We start from the raw sequence: 19,524 nt of genomic DNA on the forward strand, positions 1-19,524 counted from the left end.
TAACACATTTTAAACATATAGTTTTGGCGTAGATGGCTTTGGTGTTTTTGTAGATTGGGATGATTTATTTTCAGATGTTTTCACTTTCGGTACAGTGCGTTTTTTGGATGAAGATGATGTTTTTTTCTTATTTTCTGGAATGTTTTTTTCTGTTTTGTTCTCTTCTTGCTCGGTTGTTTTTAATTCTCTAAATATTTTTACCATAGCTGGAAGGTTTTTTATCAGCGGTCCGTATTGCTGCACCATTGGCATGACGTTTTGTGCAACGCCTAACATTTTTTGGATGTTTGTCAACATGCCGATAAAGCCCCCGCCTGTGTTTGCGCCAGCGCCCGTAGTGGCAGCGGCGTGACGAATCGCAGGTGTTATCCACGGAGATGGAGAAGCGATCGGCCGTCCCCTTGAAAATAATTGCGATAAGAAACCGCCAAAGCCCGGGCGGGGACCGGGTGTTCTCATCATAGGAAAGGAAGGCGGCATTCCTGAAAAAGAGCGTGGCATCGGGGAAAAAGGAAATATCGGTGGCCGGTTGTAAATCATCGCATTTTCCTCCTTTCTAGGCTGAAGTAAGAGAATATCTCTTTCATAAAGTATGCGAAAAAATGGGAAATGTTTTTCGTTTACGGTCTAAGTTGCAGCCTTGTGCAAAAATCAGATATAATGATGAATCGAGTTATTCGGATTTGGTCGTTAAATTGAAGCAGAAGGGAGTAGTGGCGAATGAAGGAAACGTTATTTGAGAGCTTTTCATTTCAGCCATTTATTATTGAAGCGATTAAGGCGCTTCGTTTTTATAAACCAACAGAAATTCAGGAGCGCATCATTCCGAGCATTCTTCGCGGCGAAAGTGTGATTGGTCAGTCACAAACAGGAACAGGAAAGACTCACGCCTATTTATTGCCGATCATTGAAAAAATTGACCCGGATCACGAGGCGGTACAAGCGGTTATTACCGCACCGACGCGGGAGCTTGCAACGCAAATTTACCATGAAATTTTAAAAATTATAAAATTTTGTCCGAGTGATAGACAAATTACGGCACGTTGCTTTATTGGAGGAACAGATAAGCAAAAAGCGATCGAAAAATTGAAAACACAGCCCCATATCGTAGTTGGGACTCCAGGAAGAATTAACGACCTCATTCGCGAACAAGCACTGAATGTTTGGACAGCAACTACACTTGTCGTTGACGAAGCAGACTTAATGTTAGATATGGGATTTATTGTCGATGTCGATCAAATTGCAGCACGCATGCCAAAAGAACTGCAAATGCTCGTCTTTTCTGCGACAATCCCGGAAAAGTTAAAACCATTTTTGAAAAAATATATGGAAAATCCAAAATATGTTCATGTTGCACCAAAGCAAGTCACAGCGGAAAAAATTGAGCACGTTCTTGTGCCGCTTCGCAGCCGTGATAAAGCGAAGCTACTGCACGAAATGTTAGTTGCGTATAATCCGTATTTAGCAATTGTATTTACCAATACAAAAAAAATGGCGGATGAAGTGGCAGATAGACTGATCGAAAAAGGGATGAAAGTCGGGATTTTACACGGTGATCTAACTCCGCGCGAACGTAAAAAAATGATGAGGCAAATTCGCGATTTGGAGTTTCAATATATTGTTGCTACCGATCTAGCTGCCCGCGGCATTGATATTGAAGGAGTAAGCCATGTCATTAACTACGAACTGCCAAAAGATTTACAGTTTTACATTCATCGTGTCGGCCGCACTGCGCGCGCTGGTTACACAGGAATTGCGACGACGATTTATGAACCATCGGATCAAGATGCAATAACCAAATTAGAAAAAATGGGAATTGAGTTTCTTCATCGCGATCTTATCCGTGGAGAATGGGTAGATTTGCCGCCTTGGAATCGGCGAAGCAAGCGGGCCAAGCAAGATGGGGAAATAGAGCAGCTTCTTGCGAAAATGAAAAAATCGAAACAAATCAAGCCAGGTTATAAGAAAAAGTTGCTTGCCGAAATAGAAAAACAAAAAAAGCGGTTGCGGCGTTTAAAGAAACAATAACATGTTAAACAGGAAAGGGAGAAGAGAAATGTTAAAAATTGGATCACACGTGTCAATGAGCGGAAAAAAGATGCTGCTTGCAGCAAGTGAGGAAGCTGTTTCCTACGGAGCAAATACGTTTATGATTTACACGGGGGCTCCGCAAAATACACGGCGTAAAAAAATTGAGGAGCTGAATATTGAAGCAGGGCTTGCCCATATGAAAGAGCATGGCATTGAAGAAATTGTTGTACATGCTCCATATATTATTAATATCGGCAACACAAAAAATCCGGACACGTTTGCTCTCGGTGTAGAATTTTTGCGATCTGAAATCGAACGGACCGAGGCGATTGGCGCAAAACAAATTGTTCTTCATCCTGGAGCGCATGTCGGGGCAGGTCCGGAAGCAGGAATCCGCAAAATTATTGAGGGGTTAAATGAAGTATTAACGCGTGAACAAACGGTGCAAATCGCATTAGAAACAATGGCGGGAAAAGGTTCGGAATGCGGCCGCAGCTTTGAGGAACTCGCCCAAATTATTGATGGTGTCACCCATAACGAAAAATTGTCGGTTTGCTTTGATACGTGCCATACGCATGATGCCGGCTATAACATCGTTGATGATTTTGATGGGGTATTGGAAGAATTCGATCGAATTATCGGGTTAGACCGGCTTAAAGTGCTCCATATTAATGATAGCAAAAATCCGCGCGGAAGCCGGAAAGACCGCCACGAAAACATCGGTTTTGGACATATCGGTTTTGCCGCATTAAACTATATCGTTCATCATCCACAGCTTGCCGACATTCCGAAAATTTTAGAAACACCGTATGTCGGAGAGGATAAAAACAATAAAAAACCGCCATATAAGCACGAAATTGCCATGTTGCGCGCGCAAATATTTGATGAAGAGTTGTTGACAAAAATTATGAATGATGAATAAAAAGGGCAAAAGTCAGATGCCCTTTTTATTGATAAATTTTAAAAATAGTTCATTTGCTTTTTTAGCGGTTTGCGGTGATGTAATTTTGGCAAGTTCTTTCACCCATTTTTTTCGTTCTTGTGGATCAAACACATTAATTTTATTCGTCCGGGCGATATGGAGAATTTTTTTCGCTTGTTCCACCGTTAATGGAATGTCGTAATCATGACTATATGAAACAAGCTCCTCGGGGGTGATCGTTTTTATTTTTTGCTGAATGAGCTGTTGATAAAGGTTCATTTTCGACTCCTCCTCTTCCATAGGCATCATATGAAATGAAGAGCCAAAACGTGTATTGTAATGAAACAAAAACAAAAAAGGAAGGGTGTTTTTTGGCACAGAAACAACATAAAAAGGAGGCTCTCAGCCATATTTTTTCTTTATTTTTTTGGGAGCTTCCCTTGCGTCATTTTCGATCGAGCAGCTTTTAATCCCAAACCGAATTATTGATGGTCGGGTTATCGGGAGTTCGCTTATTTTAGATTATTTAATTCCAGATTAAATCGGCGATTCATTAACATTTACAAATGCCGTTCGATCGGTTATACTACGTTCGTAGTTAAATCGTAATTATTCTGAATTAGCAGGGGAGAACAGAATGAAAACAGAATATGTGTTGAAAATCGAACATGTCTCATTTCGGTACGAAAGAGAGAACGTGTTGGAAGATATCAATTTGGCCGTGCCTAAAGGTGCGTTTTTAGGGATCGTCGGTCCGAATGGTTCAGGGAAATCGACGCTTTTAAAATGCGTATTAGGCGTATTAAAACCGCAGCAAGGCAATATTTATTTGTTTGGGACGCCAATCGAGTCGTTTAAAGATTGGCACCGCATCGGCTTTGTATCACAAAAGGCAAACAGCTTTAATACCGGATTCCCTGCCACTGTGTACGAAGTTGTCGCAAGCGGATTAACGGCTAAACGCGGAATGTTTCGCTTTTTTACAAAAAAAGATAGACAGGCGGTATTGGAGGCAATTGAAGCGGTTGGGATGAGCGATTTTTCCCGCCAAAACATCGGAGAATTATCCGGCGGGCAACAGCAGCGTGTATTTATTGCCCGGGCGATTGTCAGCAAACCTGAATTGCTTATTTTAGATGAGCCGACTGTTGGTGTTGATATTCATCACGTACAAAGTTTTTACAACATGCTTGATGTGCTAAACCGGCGCCTTGGCATTACGCTTGTACTCGTCACGCATGATATTGGGACCATTACCAAAAAAGTGACGCATGTTGCATGTCTAAATAAACATTTATATTTTCATGGGAAAGCCGAAGAATTTGAGAAGCTCGAGGAGCAGGCATTGTCGAAATTTTACGGGCATTCACTTCATGTGCTTTCTCATCAACATTGATGGAGGAATGGCACGATGATTGAAGCAATATGGCAATACGAATTTTTACGCAACGCGTTTATAGCTGGAATATTAATCGGCTTGGCTGCTCCGCTCCTCGGTGTATTTATTGTTGTCCGTCGTCTGTCGTTAATTGCCGATGCGCTCAGCCATGTGACGCTTGCCGGTATTGCGGCAAGTTTGCTGTTGGGCAAAAGCTTTGCTTATTTTACAAACTGGAATCCGCTTTATGTGGGAATGGGGTTTTCCGTTTTAGGTTCACTGTTTATTGAAAAATTGCGAGCAATATATAAACATTATCAAGAATTAGCGATTCCGATCATTCTTTCTGGTGGAATTGGTCTTAGTGTAATTTTTATTTCACTTGCCGATGGATTTAATACGGATTTATTTTCCTATTTGTTTGGCAGTGTAAGTGCAGTGAGCCGTCAAGACGTATGGACGGTATTTATCATTGCTTGTGTTGTCATTGGCATTATTTTATTGTTATATAAAGAATTATTTCTCCTTTCATTTGATGAAGAGTATGCGGCGATCTCTGGCATTCGTGCGAAGCTTATTCATTTTATATTTATCGTTTTAGTAGCGCTCGTGATTGCTGCATCAATGCGGATTGTCGGCGTATTGCTTATTTCTTCGTTAATGACGCTTCCTGTGGCAGCGAGCATTCGGATTGCAAAAGGATTTAAGCAGGCGATTGGTTATTCGATTTTGTTTGGTGAATTATCTGTTATTGCTGGTTTGCTGCTGTCATATCAGCTTGATCTGGCGCCTGGTGGAACGATCGTTATGCTTGCCGTTTTCATTTTGCTTATCGTAATCATGTGGAAAAATTGGAAAAGGGGATGAGGAGCGATGAATGTTGAGGAAGCAATCCGCTTAATGAAAAAAAAGGGATTTAAACACACTGGCAAGCGGGAAGATATGCTGCAGCTATTTGCTAACACCGATAAATATTTAACTGCCAAAGATGTATTAGAAGCATTACGGGACGATTATCCGGGATTAAGTTTTGATACGATTTATCGCAATTTATCGCTATTTGTAGGACTTGGTATTTTGGAAATGACCGAGTTATCAGGAGAAAAACACTTCCGTTTTACATGCAACGCGCCTCATCATCACCATCATTTTATTTGTATAGAATGTGGAAAAACAAAAGAAATTTCGGTTTGCCCGATGGACGATTTAACAGGGCAATTGCATGGATATGAAATATCCGATCATAAATTTGAAATATATGGGAAGTGCCCGGAATGCCAAAGGGATATCTCAACATAAAAGGAGATATCCCTTTGGTCATTTATAGAAGCCGTTCAATATGTTGCTTTGCTTCCAACCAGTCTTTGACGCGAATCACTTGCTTAGGAAGGGGGCCTTGATTATACGGCGTATCAAATAAAATGACGGGAATATTGCATTCTTCGGCAATATCGCAGGCATTGTCGTATTTGTCTTCGAAAAAGGCGGAAATATGATATGTTTTTACCGCTTCAATTTTGTCGTGTGAACCAATTAATTCAATATGATGATAATGAATGCCGTTTATTTGAAACCATCGTTCAGTCAGATCATATAAATGTCTGCCTCGGGCGCTTATATAAAATAATTCATATTTGTTTTTCCAGCTATTGATGACTTCAAGCGCATGTTCCGCCAGCGGAGCACATTCGTAAATCATTGCCTCGTATTTTTCCATCCATCGATCCATTTCTTCTTCCGTTGTATCATACAGTGGAGCTAAATTATATTGGGTAATGTCATTCAGTGTTAAATTTTTCTGAAAAGATTGGTTCAAATATGGAATAAAAGTACTCGGACAAGTAACCGTCCCATCAATATCAATACCAAGCCGCTTTTTCATATTTATTTTTGCACTCCTTTAATCCAAACATCCATGTATATTGTAGCACCATTAGGACAAGTATGCATTATTTTGTGTTCATGATCCGTTGTACAGAAGTAAAGCCCACAGTAATTGTCAGAAAAGATATGGATGGCGATTTGGGACAAATCCAATGCTTCCTATTCGCTTTTTGCCATAGAAAATATTCACATTTATAATTTCGCATAACCGTCTCATACTAATTAATGCTCCTTAATTAAGGAAAGCGAGGGAAGCACATGGTTGAAGATCGCAACCGCACGTATAACGAAAGCTACGTGCAATCAATAGGAAAAGAAGAACCAGAACGTGATTTTATGGAAGAAACGGCGACAGAAATAGCAGAACCAGTTCGCCGCTATGATGAACGGGACGAAAAAGCAGCAAATGGAGCAGGATTAGGCTGGTTAGCGCTTGCTCTTTCGATTATTTCCTTATTTATTTGGCCTGTCTTATTAGGAGCAACAGGCATTATTGTCGGCTTTATCGCACGCCGGCGTGGTGCGGAAACGCTAGGTGCATGGGCCATCGGTATTGGAGTTGTAGCGATTATCGTCCGTCTGTTCATCATGCCGTTTTATGATTAATGTAAAAAGCTTGGCGCATGAAGCGTCAAGCTTTTTGTTTTGCGAAGTATTCTTCCGCTAATTTGTCGACTTCTTTTTTCAATTCTTCAACCATCTTTTCTTCTGGAACTTTACGGACGATTTTGCCATGACGGAATAGCAAGCCTTCGCCGCGTGCTCCGGCGATGCCAATATCCGCTTCGCGCGCCTCGCCAGGCCCGTTGACGGCGCACCCGAGCACCGCGACTTTAATTGGTGCTTTAATTTTTGAAATATATTCTTCAATCTCGTTAGCGATGCTGATTAAATCAATTTCAATGCGTCCGCACGTTGGGCAGGAAATTAATGTAGCCGCATTGGACGCTAATCCGAACGCCTTTAATATTTCTTTTGCGACTTTTACTTCTTCGACCGGGTCGGCGCTAAGCGATACGCGAATTGTATTGCCGATTCCTTTGCTTAAAATGGCACCGAGCCCAGCTGCGCTTTTTACTGTTCCGGCAAATAGCGTACCCGATTCAGTAATGCCGAGATGGAGCGGATAATCAAATGTCCGTGCAGCTTTTTCATATGCTTCAATCGCCAAACGGACATCGGACGCTTTTAACGAAACGATAATATCGTGGAAATCAAGTTCTTCTAAAATGCGAATATGGTATAACGCGCTTTCGACCATGCCGTCAGCGGTAGGATAGCCGTATTTTTCTAAAATCCGTTTTTCTAAGGAACCAGCGTTGACGCCGATGCGGATCGGTATGCCGCGTTCTTTTGCTGCTTTCACGACCGCTTCCACTTTTTCACGGCGTCCAATATTTCCAGGATTGATGCGAATTTTATCGGCTCCGCCTTCAATCGCTTTAAGGGCTAGTTTATAGTCAAAATGAATATCCGCCACCAGCGGAATGTTAATGCGCTTTTTGATTTCCGGAATAGCGTTGGCCGCGCGCTCGTCTGGACAAGCAACGCGGACAATTTGGCATCCCGCTTCCTCAAGCCGCTTTATTTGAGCAACCGTTGCTTCTACATCATGCGTTTTTGTTGTTGTCATGCTTTGGATAATAACCTCGTTATTTCCGCCAATCGTTAAATTGCCAACGCGAACAGGACGAGTTTTTGAACGATGAATAATTTCACCCACGAGAAATTCGCTCCTTTAAGAAACAAGTTCATTTCGCTTTCTGAACTATTGTAACAATGTTTATCGTCACTTGACAAGAAATTCGCAGCTTAACGTTTGTATACCGGTATTTTATATTTTTTTCCAATTTGTAATGTTTGTGCTTTTTCGCCTGGATTTAATGCTTCAAAGTCGGTGATCGCCTTGTCAATAGGAACGGGAATCGACCCGTTTTGCAGCTTTTCCATAATGGACAATAGCGTATCTCCCGGTTTGACGGCTACCATTTGATACGGGATATGAACGTTTGTTTTTCCGTCTGTCATATGTTCAGAGGCTGTTGTTGCTTTTGTTGAAGTGATCAATGTTCCTGTTGTTACATCATGGTAAATGATATAGATAGAAAGACATACGATGAAAGCACTAATTACTTTTTTCACGTATCATTCCCCCAACGGACCTTATTAGTAATTATGTATGTTTGTCCAAAAAAAATATGTGAAATATACCCGTGGTGCTAGTTGAGCTTTAGCGCTCAACTAGCCCAAGTGTAACCAGGGAATAAGCTAACAATATACCGTCTAGTGCCACTTCAAATCCGATAATCGAATTGGCTCGGATCCCCGTGATGCGATAGTGGTCAACCAGAACCGAGAACACCGTCTCGATCACTTTGCGTTTTTGTTGGATCCATTTCTCCCATGCCTCGGACGCACGATGTTTCTGGTTTTTTCGAGACGGAGTCCAAAGCGCCATTTGGTATTCTTCGTACAGCCTTTTTTGCAAGTCACGGCTAATGAATCCTTTGTCCCCAAAGTTATACGGGTGGGGAATTTGGGTCATCACGCTTTCGGCTGCGATTCGATCGTGGCAAGATGCTTCCGTCACCACATACCCCATTGGCAGCCCTTGATCGGTCACTTGAAGGTGTAGCTTCAACCCGTAGTACCATTGCTTTTTGGAAGCGCAATACCCGATGTCGGCGATCTCTTGAAACCGTTTGACGCGATGCATTCTTGCCGTATGGCACAATGGGAGCGGCAAGCTGTCCACGACGGCATAGGCATGATGTTGGCCACGTTTTGCCAGCTCATGGCGGATCCATTTGATAGCGAAGCCAAGCGCCCGGCAGCGGCGGTTATACCGGGAACGTTCGAGAAACGAGCCGTTTGTGAACAAATTTCCCGTGACAAAACGATGCCACGCCCGTTCAGAAGTAAAACCGAGCAGCTTTCCTAAAAGATGAATGGCGATGATGACAGCGTCCTCTTGCTTGACCAAATGGCGATTTCGACGATGAAGATGCACCTGAATGCATGAAAGTTGAGCAGAAACAAAAACGAAAATGGCGGCATATTGCTTTTGAATCTTGGCCCGATCTGTAGTAAAATGAAAGTGCTCTTGCATAGGGATCCTCCTTTTTAATGGTTGGTTGCACTTTCATTTTAAGGGGATCCTCATGCAAGGGCTATTTTTATGCTTGTTTGAGTTTATCTAGCACCACGGGTGTGAAATATGTCTGGCTGTTTTACGGAAAATTAACATTCGATTAATAAAGGCATAAAACTTATCCGTTACAATGAGCTTGTACGTCGGGAACAAAAATAACAGGAGGGTCACTCAATGTGGAAGAAGTCAATGAGATTTGCAATTGCCGCAATGCTACTAACGGGGATGCTTGCGGGGTGCGGAAAATCGGATAACACAACAGGGGAAAATTCCGGAAACACAGAAACAAAGCAAGAAGAATCGTATTCTGGAACGATTACGTTAGCTGGATCAACCGCTCTTCAACCGCTTGCTGAAGAAGCAGCAAATCAATTTATGGAAAAATACCCTGATGTTTCGATTACTGTACAAGGGGGAGGAAGCGGAACAGGCGTTAACCAAGTTGCTGCTGGTGCTGTACAAATCGGAAACTCGGATGTTCCATCTGCAGAAAAGCTGGAAGATAAATCAAAAGCTGGAGAGCTTATCGATCATAAAGTAGCAGGAATTGCTTTTGCCCTTGTAGTGAATAAAGATGTCAATGTTGATTCTTTAACAGTACAACAAATTCAAGATATTTTCTCTGGAAAAATTACAAACTGGAAAGATGTTGGCGGAAAAGACGAAAAAATTAACGTCATTAATCGTCCTGCTTCTTCTGGAACACGTGCTACTTTCGAAAAAACAGTGATGAAAGACGTAAAAATAAACGAAGCGATTGGAACTGTTCAAGATTCCAATGGCGCGGTCGAACAAGCGATTAACTCAACGCCGGGATCGATTAGTTATGTTGCGATGTCCTACTTAATCGGTGAAAAGAAAGATTTAAAAACGTTAAAAATCGATGGTGTAGAACCAACGATCGAAAATATCAAAACGGAAAAGTATCCTTTCTGGTCTTATGAATACATGATTACAAAAGGCGAGCCGAAAGATGCAGTGCGCGGATTTATCGAATACGTGAAAAGCAAAGAATTTGCTCCGAAAGTAAAAGAAATGGGCTACATTCCTATGCCTGAATTAGAGTAATTCCATTAAAGGCTGGCTACATCGTTTAGCCAGTCTTGTGCTTCATGAGGTGATGGAAGAATGAAAGAGAAAAGAAAGCTCAATTATTGGAAAAACGAATATATAGGAAGGATCCTAGTCACTTTTTGTGGTCTCTTGATCGTTATTACTACTCTTTCTATTATTGCGTTTATTTGTGGCAAAGGAATCCAGTCATTTACGGAAAGCGGAATTTCTCTGAAGGAAATGCTGTTCTCGACAGAGTGGAGGCCAAGTGATTCGCAGCCGAAATATGGAGCCGTTATTTTTATCGTCGGGTCAACGCTTGTATCGATTGGAGCGGTGTTGTTAAGCACGCCGATTGCGATCGCTCTTGCTATTTTCATGCATTTTATTTCTCCAAAATTCGGTTCGTCCGTATTAAAACCAGTATTGGAGCTGCTTGTCGGCATTCCGTCCGTCGTTTACGGTTGGTTAGGTGTTACGATTCTTGTTCCGCTTCTTCGTGAATGGTTTGGCGGCGTGGGATTTAGTTTGTTAGCTGGAATTATCGTATTAAGTGTAATGATTTTACCGACGATCACAAGCATCACGTCAGATGCGCTGAATAGTGTTCCGTTTTCTTACTTGGAAGCGTCATACGGACTTGGTTCAACGAGATGGCAGGCGATTAGCCGAGTCATCGTTCCCGCAGCAAAAACGGGAATTTTAACTGGCATCGTCCTTGGGTTAGCGAGAGCGTTCGGCGAAGCATTAGCGGTGCAAATGGTGATCGGAAACACGGTGAAACTTCCTTCAGGATTATATAGCCCAACAGCGACATTAACCGGAATTTTAACGATGGATATGGCTAATACGATAAACGGTACTGCTTGGAACAATGCGTTGTGGACATTGGCGATGATTTTGCTGCTTATTTCCTTTTTCTTTATTGTGCTTATACGCATGATCGGACAAAGAGGGGAACGATAATATGAGATCGAGAGTGGTCGATAAAATTTGGACGGGCATATTTTATGTGATTGCTGCTTTCGTCATTAGTTTGCTTATCTTCTTTTTTGTGACGGTTTTGTCAAAAGGCTGGGGATTTTGGCAGCCAGATTTTCTGTTTGGAAAACCAAGCAATACGCAAGCAGGTGGAGGAGTTGGTCCTCAGCTTATTAACTCGCTTTATATGCTTGTTATTACGTTATTGATTTCTGTTCCATTAGGATTAGGAGCGGGAATTTATTTGGCGGAATATGCCAAACAAGGAAGAATGCTTAATTTTATTCGGTTGTGCATCGAAACGATGGCATCTCTCCCATCGATTGTCGTTGGATTGTTTGGATTATTGGCGTTTGTGACGCTAACAGGATGGGGCTACACGTTAATTGGCGGCGCGTTGGCGATTACCATATTAAACTTGCCAGGATTGACGCGTATATGTGAGAATGCGATTTTAGATGTTCCCTCGAGCATAAAGGAAGCTAGTCTTGGGTTAGGAGCGACGCGGTGGCAAACGTTAGTGAAAGTAATTCTTCCGGCTGCGCTTCCGCAAATCATGACAGGGGTCATTTTAGCAGCGGGGCGAATTTTTGGCGAGGCAGCCGCATTAATTTATACCGCAGGATTAACGACACCGTTATTAAACTTTGCTGCCGATTTATCGAGCAAAGCACACCCATTGAATGTTTTTCGGCCGGCAGAAACGTTAACCGTACACATTTGGAAATTAAATTCAGAGGGAATTGTTCCAGATGCGAAAATAATTGCGGCGAAATCCGCAGCGATACTTGTTATTATGGTTCTTTTGTTTAATATTACCGCTCGTTTTGCCTCCGCTGCATTGCAACGCTATTTTTCGGGGAGTCGCCGAACCAAAAAAAAGATGAGTAACGCTGCATAAAAAGGCCACTATCGTTGCCGATAGCGGCCTATTCGTTTTGCGGTTTTGCGGAAGGAACTTCTTTCATTGCCAAAAATAGCACGGCAATCGAGACGAACCAATGAATAAATGGAGCATATGGCACAACTGTTTGCAGCGCCTCCATAACCGTGAAAAACACTGTTGATAAAGTAACGGCATATGCTGACATAATCCAAGTATGGCGATATTGTAGTTTTTTATCAAGAGTGCTGCGCAAAATTAATCCGAAGAAGGCGAGAATACAGATGCCAATAAATTTGCTCGCGCTTGCGAATAAATAAATAATAAGAAGCGACAACGGAATGAAAACAGGCAGCAGTGACTGCATGGTTTCGATAAAGGAATGGACATCTTCGTCTGTTATTTTTATATCTGGAAACGTAGAATAGCTATAATATTGTGGTTGATGATTGGCGACTAATACAGCTTCGTGTTTTAAAAGCCCGATGGCGTTGCTAAAGCGCTCTACGTCTTCTTTTGTTACTTGGCCGGTGCTGTCAAAAATAATGGTAAAGCCGTGCTGATCAATATGAATGGGCTCTTTTGCAGAAGAATGCAATTGACCGTTTTCAATCGTAAACGAAGGGAGTTCATTTTGTAAAAGAGCGCTTGTATTACGAATTCCTTCGACAAAAGAAGTGGTTAAGTAATAGGCCATCGGCAGGATTGAAAGAAAGGTTAACAAAAATACATATCCAATGGTTTTTCCAATTCCTTGAAAGCGAAAACGTGCGATATCTTTCGGGGAATATAAACTTTTCCATAGCTGCACAAACATATTCATCCTTGACACATCCTTCCTGTCCTCCATTGTTCATTGTATATTGTGCGCGTTGATAATTCAACTAAAGACGCACGTATAAAAAATCTCCCTAGGAACGTTTCTGTTCCTAGGAGTTACAAGCAAATAAATTGAAACATTGTGGCAATTTTGGTAAGCTAATTTTAAACGAACGCACAGTGGTTATACTATATTTTGCGTTCGGATACATAAAAACAAAAAAGGAGGAGTTAATATGGCTTTCGAATTACCGCAATTGCCTTATGCTTATGACGCATTGGAACCACACATTGACAAGGAAACAATGAACATTCACCACACAAAACACCATAACACTTATGTCACAAACTTAAATGCTGCTTTAGAAGGACATGCGGACTTACAAAACAAATCGATTGAGGAACTGCTCAGCAATTTGGAAGCACTTCCAGAAAGCATTCGCACAGCAGTTCGCAATAATGGCGGCGGACATGCTAACCACTCTCTATTCTGGACGATTCTTTCGCCAAACGGCGGCGGTGAGCCAACAGGCGAACTAGCAGATGCGATTAACAAAAAATTTGGCAGCTTTGCTGCGTTTAAAGAAGAATTTACAAAAGCGGCTGCGACTCGCTTCGGTTCTGGTTGGGCTTGGCTTGTTGTCAACAACGGTGAGCTTGAAGTGACAAGCACTCCAAACCAAGACTCTCCATTAATGGAAGGAAAAACGCCAATTCTTGGTTTAGACGTTTGGGAGCATGCATATTACTTAAAATATCAAAACCGTCGTCCAGAATACATTGCCGCATTCTGGAACATTGTCAACTGGGACGAAGTAGCAAGACGCTACAGCGAAGCAAAAGCGAAATAATGAGCTGCTGAAGCGTACGGACTGGGCTAAAAGTAGAGGATGCTTTTAGCCCGGTTTTTTTTGTTTTTGCAAGGGATAAGTGCTTTTTCCGTCCCCGATGCATAGAACAACGAAAATTTGCAACACTACCCTTTAGACGAAAAAGGGGAGTTTATCATGGCAATCATCAAAAAAATTACTGGTCAAGAACAAATTACTCGGGACTTAGTGTTGCTGCTGTGCATCGGCGGTTTTTATGCATTGAGTGTTGCGCTTTCCAATACGTTTGTCAATGTGTATTTATGGAAACAGTCTGGAGAGTTTCGTGATTTAGCGCTATACAATTTGTCCGTTGTTACATTGCAGCCGCTGACGTTTATTTTCGCTGGAAAATTGGCCAAAAAAGTGGACCGCATTATTGTATTGCGTTTAGGCGTATCGTTTTTGGCGATTTTTTTTATTACCGTGTTGCTTGCCGGAAGTCGCGCCCATAACTACTTGATCGTGCTGGGTGCGCTTTTAGGTATCGGCTATGGATTTTATTGGCTTGCTTTTAATGTATTGACATTTGAAATTACCGAACCGGAAACTCGCGATTTTTTTAACGGGTTTTTCGGGATTCTTACTTCTATGGCTGGAATGACTGGCCCGATCGTTGCGGGATATATTATTTCTTCATTGGCAAATACGAAAGGATATACGTTTATCTTTTCTATTTCACTTGGATTGTTTGTTATTGCTGTCATTTGCAGTTTTTTTCTCAAACGACGCCCCGCGAAAGGAAATTATTTATTTCTTCGCATTTTAAAAGAACGGCGTTATAATAAAAATTGGCGGTTGATTACGAACGCTCATTTTTTCCAAGGGTTGCGCGAAGGAACGTTTATGTTCGTTATTTCCGTATTAGTGTATATCACTTCGAAAAGTGAGATGGCATTAGGAAAATTTGGCTTCGTGAACTCGCTGACATCATTTATTGCCTACTATATTGTTTCCAGGTTGATGAAACGGAAATATCGAAAAAAAGCGATTTTATGTGGCGGCTTATTGTTATATGGGGCTGTTTTTCTTATCGTTTTTCATGTCTCCTATCCGCGCTTGATCTTATATGCGATTGCGATTGCCATCGCTTATCCTCTATTCCTCGTTCCGTATTCGTCATTGACGTTTGATGTGATAGGGAGAAGCTGGAAATCGGCAGAAATGCGAATTGAGTATATCGTTGTCCGCGAGTTGTTTTTAAACGGCGGGCGTATCGTATCCATTCTCGCTTTTTTAACTGCGATTACATTGTTTGACGAAAGAACAGGAATATCGATTTTAATGTTAATACTTGGCGCAGGGCATTTCATCATTTATTTATTTGTACGACATATTCATTTAGATGACAGAGGAACGAATGAAGAAAGGCATCCGTTTATTTCACCAAAGTTGGCGAATGAAGAAGGGGGCTCTCCAGCATAGGCAGCCCTCTTTTCCCATGGTTTTTTTCTAGAAAAGTTGCCATCTTTCTTTTACAATAAAAAGTAAGTGCTAAAAGAAGAGGAGGAGGCTAGTTGAAAAAGAAAAAAAGAGCACAAGTGCCGTTTCGATTGAACATACTTTTTTTTGTTGTGTTTTTGCTGTTTTCGGCACTTATTTTACGGCTTGGTGTCGTACAAATCGTTTATGGGGAATATTACCGGAAAGAGGCAGAGCGTACGGAGGATGAAATTGTCAGCACCCCAGTGCCACGCGGAAAAATTTACGACCGTTTTCATCGCGTCATTGTGGATAATATTCCGAGAAATGCCATTACATATACGCGTTCCAAAACGACGAAACCGGAAGATACGCTCGAAGTTGCACGCAAATTGGCTAAATATATCAACAAACCAGTTGACAAAGTTACGGAACGCGATATGAAAGATTATTGGATTTTAACACGAAAAGAAAAAGCAGAGAAAAAAGTAAGTAAAAAAGAACGAGAACGATTAGAAAAACAAGGATTGTCACAAAAAGAAATCGATAAAAAAATATATGAGCTCACATTAGAACGAATTACACCAGATGATTTGCGCGAGATTACAAAAAAAGAATTAGAAATTATCGCAATCAAACATGAGATGGACAGCGGATATGCGCTAACTCCGCAAATGGTGAAGAATGAGGGCGTAACGAATAGAGAGTACGCTGTTGTCAGCGAACACCTCGAGGAGCTTCCAGGGGTAAATACCACGGTTGACTGGAAACGACATTATGTGTATGGCAATACGTTTCGTTCTGTACTCGGCAATGTGACGAAAGATGATGAGGGAGTTCCGCGCGAACGGCTCGACTATTTTTTGGCGCGTGACTACAGCCGCAATGATCGCGTTGGGAAAAGCTACCTTGAAGCGCAATTTGAAGGTGTATTGCATGGCAAAAAGGCAAAAATCAAAAATGTCGTGGACAAGTCCGGCAATGTGACTTCGATAGAGCAAATATATGACGGAGAGCGCGGGAAGGATCTTGTACTGACGATCGACATCGAACTTCAGAAGCAAGTGGAAAAAATCATCGAAGAAGAAATCATGGCTACAAAACGGAGGGGAAATTCCCCTTTGCTTGACCGGGCGTTTGTGGTGATGATGAACCCGAAAACGGGAGAAGTTTTATCCATGGCTGGAAAGCTGCTTGCAAAGGGTGAAAGCGGAAAAAGGCAATTTGTTGATTTTGCTATTGGCAACATCACCTCGGCATATGCCATGGGATCGGCAGTAAAGGGTGCGACGGTGCTGTCGGGCTTTCAAACAGGAGTATTGCGTCCAAATACTTACATCCATGACGAACCATTATATATCAAAGACACGCCCGTTAAAAAATCGTGGCAGACGATGGGGACGATCAATGAGTTGACCGCGCTGCAGCGTTCCTCGAACGTATATATGTTTAAAACGGTGATCGCCATCGGCGGCGGGAAGTATCGCCCACACCGGCCGTTAAGCGTTAATCCGGAAGCGTTCACGACCATTCGCAAGTATTTTAGCCAATTCGGGCTGGGAGTGAAGACGGGAATTGATTTGCCAAATGAGCTTAGCGGTTTTCAGGGAAAAGAAACGGGAGCTGGGAAATTGCTAGACCTTTCCATCGGCCAATACGATATGTACACCCCGCTGCAAATGGCGCAATATGTATCAACGATTGCCAACGGCGGCTATCGGATGAAGCCGCAAATTGTCAAAGAGATTCGCAAGCCGACGGATAGTGCAAAGGAATTGGGGCCGATTGTCCAACGCTTTGAACCGGTTGTATTGAACCGGATCGATATGAAGACGGAGTATATTAAACGGGTGCAGGAAGGATTCCGCCGGGTGATGCAGGAGCCGAAAGGAACAGCGTATGCATATTTCGCCGATGCACCATATAAGCCGGCCGGAAAAACAGGAACAGCGGAAGCTTTCTATGACGGACCGATCCAAAGCAGACGAAATGATCCAACATATAATTTGACATTAGTCGGATATGCTCCTTATAACGATCCGGAAGTTGCATTTGCTGTTGTCGTTCCTTGGGCGACGCAAGGACAGAGCGACGGCATTAACAATAGAATCGGCAGACGAATCTTAGATACGTATTTTAAGCTAAAGGCTGAGAGAGCAAAAGGAAATGTTGCAAACAATACGACAAGCGGAGATATAGAGACAAACACGGACGAAAATGAATAACAACAATGAATAGGAAAAGAAGGCACTGTTTCGTATGGTGCCTTCTTTTTTTAAAATTTTCCTTAACAAAAGCTTAACATTTAATTAAAATGCCGTTAATAGTTCCGGTGTATCCTAAGTATAGAGGCTTAGTGAAAATAAGTGAGCGATAGAAACGTTTTTAGTGAAAACGATAGTGAATTAAAGGCGGGTTTTACCTTTTTATAGCAAAATAAAAGGGGAGACATTTATGGGTGTAACAGTAATAATGGAACGGCCTCATATGAATATAAGAGAAACCGCGAAAAAGGAGATGGTATATCATACAAACCAACTAAACGTATGGTACGGAGAGCATCACGCTTTAAAAAATATTAACTTATCTTTTTATGAAAACGAAATTACGGCAATTATCGGTCCATCTGGTTGCGGCAAATCCACTTACATTAAAACGTTAAACCGAATGATTGAATTATCGCCAAATGTCCGCATTACTGGGGAAATCAGCTATCGCGGCCGCAATATTTTTGATCGTTCTTACCATGTTGAAGAATTGCGCGCGAGCGTCGGAATGGTTTTCCAAAAACCAAACCCGTTCCCTAAATCCATTTATGATAATGTTGCTTACGGTCCACGCATTCATGGAATACGAAATAAAAGCGTGTTAGACGACATTGTCGAGAAAAGTTTACGTGCCGCAGCGCTTTGGGATGAAGTAAAAGATCGCCTTCATGAGCATGCGCATATGCTTTCGGGAGGACAGCAACAACGGCTATGCATCGCTCGCTGTTTAGCGGTTGAGCCGGATGTTATTTTGATGGATGAGCCTACTTCCGCATTGGACCCAGTGTCAACGGCGAAAATTGAAGAATTGATGCAACAGCTGAAAGAAAACTATAGCATTATTATCGTTACACATAATATGCAGCAAGCGGCGCGTATTTCGGATAAAACGGCATTTTTCCTAAACGGGGAAGTCATCGAATTTGGAGATACGCACCAATTGTTTTCGAATCCGAGAGATAAACGAACAGAAGATTATATTACAGGACGATTTGGATAAAAATCGAAAATGGGGTTATTCCCTTGTTTTAGGGAGTAACCCCATTTTTATTTGGATTTGTTCGTGATTAGATCGCCTATTTCTTCGTAACTCATACCGCTATGTACTTTGTAAGTGCCGGCGCGAACGTAGCGAGTCAGCCCATGTGTTTCTAAATAGGTTACAAATGCGTTAGCATCGGAAATAATATGAGCATCTTCTAACTTTTGTGCGAAGTCGTTTGGCACTTCGCCTTTTTGAATCGTAAGAAAGTAAACATATATGGTTTTGGATGAAGGTGGATGGTCGGAAACAGAAGCAGGATTATCCTGTTTAGCTGCTTCTTTTAACCTTTTATATTCTGATTCACTGATTGCAATCAGCCCTTCTTTTTTCAGTGCGTCATGAAGTTTTGTCGCTGTCAATGTGTCGAATTCCATGTAGTAAGCAGCGCCGATTACGGAAGTGGCAAATAACATTCCAAGAGCAATCGCGCGTATTGTCTGCTTCGTCATCATCGTGCCAGTCCCCTTAAAATCATGCGCACTTCTTCTGTTGTAAGGGCGGTTTCGCGGGCGATTTGTTCATAAGAAAGACCTTGCTTATAGAGCGTGAATACACGATTTTTGGTTAAAGTGGATCGATCGCTGTCATGAGCCGAAGCGATATGCGTCGGATTTTCATGATGAATTAACAATTCTTCTTCTAATACTTGCAATCGTTTTTTCAATTGATATGATTCTTGTGCGAATGATAGTGTAAGATGATCAAGCTGTTCTTCCATTTGTTTTATATTGTCTTTTGCGAGAAAAGAAATAAAAAAAAGAAAAATAGAGAAGACGATAAGGCCTATCATGATGTATTCCATTATGCTCATCACCCCAT

Annotated in this window: 23 protein-coding genes; 14 read left to right on the top strand and 9 right to left on the bottom strand. The window is 41.9% G+C overall.

All coding sequences use genetic code 11. The annotated features are described in order from the left end of the window. Positions 1–9: 9 nt before the first annotated feature. Positions 10–540 (bottom strand): VrrA/YqfQ family protein, encoded by a 531-nt coding sequence (gene vrrA / locus FNL97_RS05210; protein ID WP_097354753.1) that lies wholly within the window; start codon positions 538–540, stop codon positions 10–12. 180 nt (positions 541–720) lie between these two features. Here vrrA and FNL97_RS05215 point away from each other — a divergent pair, with 180 nt between their 5' ends. Then, on the top strand, positions 721–2,028 hold the full coding sequence (locus tag FNL97_RS05215) for a DEAD/DEAH box helicase (protein ID WP_143415167.1): 1,308 nt from the start codon (positions 721–723) through the stop codon (positions 2,026–2,028). A gap of 28 nt (positions 2,029–2,056) precedes the next feature. Beyond that, positions 2,057–2,953 carry a deoxyribonuclease IV gene (locus FNL97_RS05220; RefSeq protein ID WP_062678755.1) on the top strand — a complete coding sequence of 299 codons (897 nt, stop codon included), beginning with the start codon at positions 2,057–2,059 and terminating at the stop codon, positions 2,951–2,953. 12 nt (positions 2,954–2,965) lie between these two features. On the opposite strand, the gene FNL97_RS05225 is transcribed toward FNL97_RS05220, so the two are convergent. Then, positions 2,966–3,232, bottom strand: coding sequence for a DUF2624 domain-containing protein (locus FNL97_RS05225; RefSeq protein WP_015864515.1), 267 nt, complete (start codon positions 3,230–3,232; stop codon positions 2,966–2,968). A 148-nt stretch (positions 3,233–3,380) separates the two neighbouring features. On the opposite strand from FNL97_RS05225, the gene FNL97_RS05230 reads away from it, so the two are divergent. The 4 genes from FNL97_RS05230 (at position 3,381) to zur (ending at position 5,630) form a co-directional block, all read left to right on the top strand. Continuing rightward, the gene (locus tag FNL97_RS05230) at positions 3,381–3,494 is read left to right on the top strand and encodes a hypothetical protein (protein ID WP_373467249.1); all 114 of its coding nucleotides are present in this window, start codon (positions 3,381–3,383) and stop codon (positions 3,492–3,494) included. Between the two features lie 96 nt (positions 3,495–3,590). After that, the gene (locus FNL97_RS05235) at positions 3,591–4,349 is read left to right on the top strand and encodes a metal ABC transporter ATP-binding protein (protein WP_015864514.1); all 759 of its coding nucleotides are present in this window, start codon (positions 3,591–3,593) and stop codon (positions 4,347–4,349) included. 15 nt (positions 4,350–4,364) lie between these two features. After that, positions 4,365–5,198 (top strand): metal ABC transporter permease, encoded by an 834-nt coding sequence (locus FNL97_RS05240; protein ID WP_015864513.1) that lies wholly within the window; start codon positions 4,365–4,367, stop codon positions 5,196–5,198. 6 nt (positions 5,199–5,204) lie between these two features. Beyond that, positions 5,205–5,630 carry a zinc uptake transcriptional repressor Zur gene (gene zur, locus FNL97_RS05245; RefSeq protein WP_015864512.1) on the top strand — a complete coding sequence of 142 codons (426 nt, stop codon included), beginning with the start codon at positions 5,205–5,207 and terminating at the stop codon, positions 5,628–5,630. A 22-nt stretch (positions 5,631–5,652) separates the two neighbouring features. On the opposite strand, the gene FNL97_RS05250 is transcribed toward zur, so the two are convergent. Beyond that, positions 5,653–6,213, bottom strand: coding sequence for a nucleotidase (locus FNL97_RS05250; RefSeq protein WP_015864511.1), 561 nt, complete (start codon positions 6,211–6,213; stop codon positions 5,653–5,655). 260 nt (positions 6,214–6,473) lie between these two features. On the opposite strand from FNL97_RS05250, the gene FNL97_RS05255 reads away from it, so the two are divergent. Then, positions 6,474–6,821 (top strand): membrane protein, encoded by a 348-nt coding sequence (locus FNL97_RS05255; RefSeq protein WP_015864510.1) that lies wholly within the window; start codon positions 6,474–6,476, stop codon positions 6,819–6,821. 25 nt (positions 6,822–6,846) lie between these two features. Here FNL97_RS05255 and ispG read toward each other — a convergent pair whose 3' ends face one another. The 3 genes from ispG to FNL97_RS05270 form a co-directional block, all read right to left on the bottom strand. Beyond that, a complete protein-coding gene (ispG, locus tag FNL97_RS05260; protein WP_015864509.1) occupies positions 6,847–7,938 on the bottom strand; it encodes a flavodoxin-dependent (E)-4-hydroxy-3-methylbut-2-enyl-diphosphate synthase in 1,092 nt (363 codons plus the stop codon). Between the two features lie 89 nt (positions 7,939–8,027). Beyond that, a complete protein-coding gene (gene yqfZ / locus FNL97_RS05265) occupies positions 8,028–8,357 on the bottom strand; it encodes a protein YqfZ (protein ID WP_062678754.1) in 330 nt (109 codons plus the stop codon). Positions 8,358–8,445: 88 nt separating this feature from the next. Continuing rightward, positions 8,446–9,324: an IS982 family transposase gene (locus FNL97_RS05270; protein WP_143415144.1), complete on the bottom strand. Its 879-nt coding sequence runs from the start codon at positions 9,322–9,324 to the stop codon at positions 8,446–8,448. Between the two features lie 216 nt (positions 9,325–9,540). Here FNL97_RS05270 and FNL97_RS05275 point away from each other — a divergent pair, with 216 nt between their 5' ends. Genes FNL97_RS05275 through pstA form a run of 3 tightly spaced genes read left to right on the top strand, consistent with a single transcriptional unit; the run spans position 9,541 to position 12,301 of the window. Continuing rightward, a complete protein-coding gene (locus FNL97_RS05275) occupies positions 9,541–10,434 on the top strand; it encodes a phosphate ABC transporter substrate-binding protein PstS family protein (RefSeq protein ID WP_143415168.1) in 894 nt (297 codons plus the stop codon). A gap of 60 nt (positions 10,435–10,494) precedes the next feature. After that, positions 10,495–11,385 (top strand): phosphate ABC transporter permease subunit PstC, encoded by an 891-nt coding sequence (gene pstC / locus FNL97_RS05280; RefSeq protein ID WP_015864506.1) that lies wholly within the window; start codon positions 10,495–10,497, stop codon positions 11,383–11,385. Position 11,386: 1 nt separating this feature from the next. Then, on the top strand, positions 11,387–12,301 hold the full coding sequence (pstA, locus tag FNL97_RS05285) for a phosphate ABC transporter permease PstA (RefSeq protein WP_062752923.1): 915 nt from the start codon (positions 11,387–11,389) through the stop codon (positions 12,299–12,301). Positions 12,302–12,329: 28 nt separating this feature from the next. On the opposite strand, the gene FNL97_RS05290 is transcribed toward pstA, so the two are convergent. Continuing rightward, positions 12,330–13,106 (bottom strand): DUF1189 domain-containing protein, encoded by a 777-nt coding sequence (locus FNL97_RS05290; RefSeq protein WP_062752921.1) that lies wholly within the window; start codon positions 13,104–13,106, stop codon positions 12,330–12,332. Between the two features lie 232 nt (positions 13,107–13,338). On the opposite strand from FNL97_RS05290, the gene sodA reads away from it, so the two are divergent. From sodA to pstB, 4 genes are all read left to right on the top strand, one after another. Further along, positions 13,339–13,953, top strand: coding sequence for a superoxide dismutase SodA (gene sodA / locus FNL97_RS05295; protein WP_015864503.1), 615 nt, complete (start codon positions 13,339–13,341; stop codon positions 13,951–13,953). 156 nt (positions 13,954–14,109) lie between these two features. Continuing rightward, complete coding sequence (locus tag FNL97_RS05300) at positions 14,110–15,396, top strand: MFS transporter (RefSeq protein WP_143415169.1); 1,287 nt, start codon at positions 14,110–14,112, stop codon at positions 15,394–15,396. A 92-nt stretch (positions 15,397–15,488) separates the two neighbouring features. Beyond that, positions 15,489–17,618 carry a peptidoglycan D,D-transpeptidase FtsI family protein gene (locus tag FNL97_RS05305; RefSeq protein ID WP_143415170.1) on the top strand — a complete coding sequence of 710 codons (2,130 nt, stop codon included), beginning with the start codon at positions 15,489–15,491 and terminating at the stop codon, positions 17,616–17,618. A gap of 229 nt (positions 17,619–17,847) precedes the next feature. Then, positions 17,848–18,660, top strand: a complete 813-nt coding sequence (gene pstB, locus FNL97_RS05310) for a phosphate ABC transporter ATP-binding protein PstB (protein ID WP_062678747.1) — start codon at positions 17,848–17,850, stop codon at positions 18,658–18,660. Between the two features lie 47 nt (positions 18,661–18,707). On the opposite strand, the gene FNL97_RS05315 is transcribed toward pstB, so the two are convergent. Continuing rightward, complete coding sequence (locus FNL97_RS05315; RefSeq protein WP_015864499.1) at positions 18,708–19,157, bottom strand: endolytic transglycosylase MltG; 450 nt, start codon at positions 19,155–19,157, stop codon at positions 18,708–18,710. Beyond that, entirely contained in the window at positions 19,154–19,507 is a 354-nt protein-coding gene (locus FNL97_RS05320; RefSeq protein WP_373467248.1) for a hypothetical protein, read from the bottom strand. Before FNL97_RS05320 ends, FNL97_RS05315 begins: the two co-directional genes overlap by 4 nt. Positions 19,508–19,524 lie beyond the last annotated feature (17 nt).

Origin of the sequence: Geobacillus sp. E263, assembly GCF_007197795.1 — a bacterium.
In the GTDB taxonomy this organism is placed as follows: Bacteria; Bacillota; Bacilli; order Bacillales; family Anoxybacillaceae; genus Parageobacillus_B; species Parageobacillus_B toebii.

What these genes read in the sequence shown, in the direction of transcription:
- vrrA (WP_097354753.1), bottom strand. Translation starts at nt 540, where the DNA reads ATGATTTACAACCGGCCACCGATATTTCCTTTTTCCCCGATGCCACGC.
- FNL97_RS05215 (WP_143415167.1), top strand. Translation starts at nt 721, where the DNA reads ATGAAGGAAACGTTATTTGAGAGCTTTTCATTTCAGCCATTTATTATT.
- FNL97_RS05220 (WP_062678755.1), top strand. Translation starts at nt 2,057, where the DNA reads ATGTTAAAAATTGGATCACACGTGTCAATGAGCGGAAAAAAGATGCTG.
- FNL97_RS05225 (WP_015864515.1), bottom strand. Translation starts at nt 3,232, where the DNA reads ATGAACCTTTATCAACAGCTCATTCAGCAAAAAATAAAAACGATCACC.
- FNL97_RS05235 (WP_015864514.1), top strand. Translation starts at nt 3,591, where the DNA reads ATGAAAACAGAATATGTGTTGAAAATCGAACATGTCTCATTTCGGTAC.
- FNL97_RS05240 (WP_015864513.1), top strand. Translation starts at nt 4,365, where the DNA reads ATGATTGAAGCAATATGGCAATACGAATTTTTACGCAACGCGTTTATA.
- zur (WP_015864512.1), top strand. Translation starts at nt 5,205, where the DNA reads ATGAATGTTGAGGAAGCAATCCGCTTAATGAAAAAAAAGGGATTTAAA.
- FNL97_RS05250 (WP_015864511.1), bottom strand. Translation starts at nt 6,213, where the DNA reads ATGAAAAAGCGGCTTGGTATTGATATTGATGGGACGGTTACTTGTCCG.
- FNL97_RS05255 (WP_015864510.1), top strand. Translation starts at nt 6,474, where the DNA reads ATGGTTGAAGATCGCAACCGCACGTATAACGAAAGCTACGTGCAATCA.
- FNL97_RS05270 (WP_143415144.1), bottom strand. Translation starts at nt 9,324, where the DNA reads ATGCAAGAGCACTTTCATTTTACTACAGATCGGGCCAAGATTCAAAAG.
- FNL97_RS05275 (WP_143415168.1), top strand. Translation starts at nt 9,541, where the DNA reads ATGTGGAAGAAGTCAATGAGATTTGCAATTGCCGCAATGCTACTAACG.
- pstC (WP_015864506.1), top strand. Translation starts at nt 10,495, where the DNA reads ATGAAAGAGAAAAGAAAGCTCAATTATTGGAAAAACGAATATATAGGA.
- pstA (WP_062752923.1), top strand. Translation starts at nt 11,387, where the DNA reads ATGAGATCGAGAGTGGTCGATAAAATTTGGACGGGCATATTTTATGTG.
- FNL97_RS05290 (WP_062752921.1), bottom strand. Translation starts at nt 13,106, where the DNA reads ATGAATATGTTTGTGCAGCTATGGAAAAGTTTATATTCCCCGAAAGAT.
- sodA (WP_015864503.1), top strand. Translation starts at nt 13,339, where the DNA reads ATGGCTTTCGAATTACCGCAATTGCCTTATGCTTATGACGCATTGGAA.
- FNL97_RS05300 (WP_143415169.1), top strand. Translation starts at nt 14,110, where the DNA reads ATGGCAATCATCAAAAAAATTACTGGTCAAGAACAAATTACTCGGGAC.
- pstB (WP_062678747.1), top strand. Translation starts at nt 17,848, where the DNA reads ATGGGTGTAACAGTAATAATGGAACGGCCTCATATGAATATAAGAGAA.
- FNL97_RS05315 (WP_015864499.1), bottom strand. Translation starts at nt 19,157, where the DNA reads ATGATGACGAAGCAGACAATACGCGCGATTGCTCTTGGAATGTTATTT.
- FNL97_RS05320 (WP_373467248.1), bottom strand. Translation starts at nt 19,507, where the DNA reads ATGGAATACATCATGATAGGCCTTATCGTCTTCTCTATTTTTCTTTTT.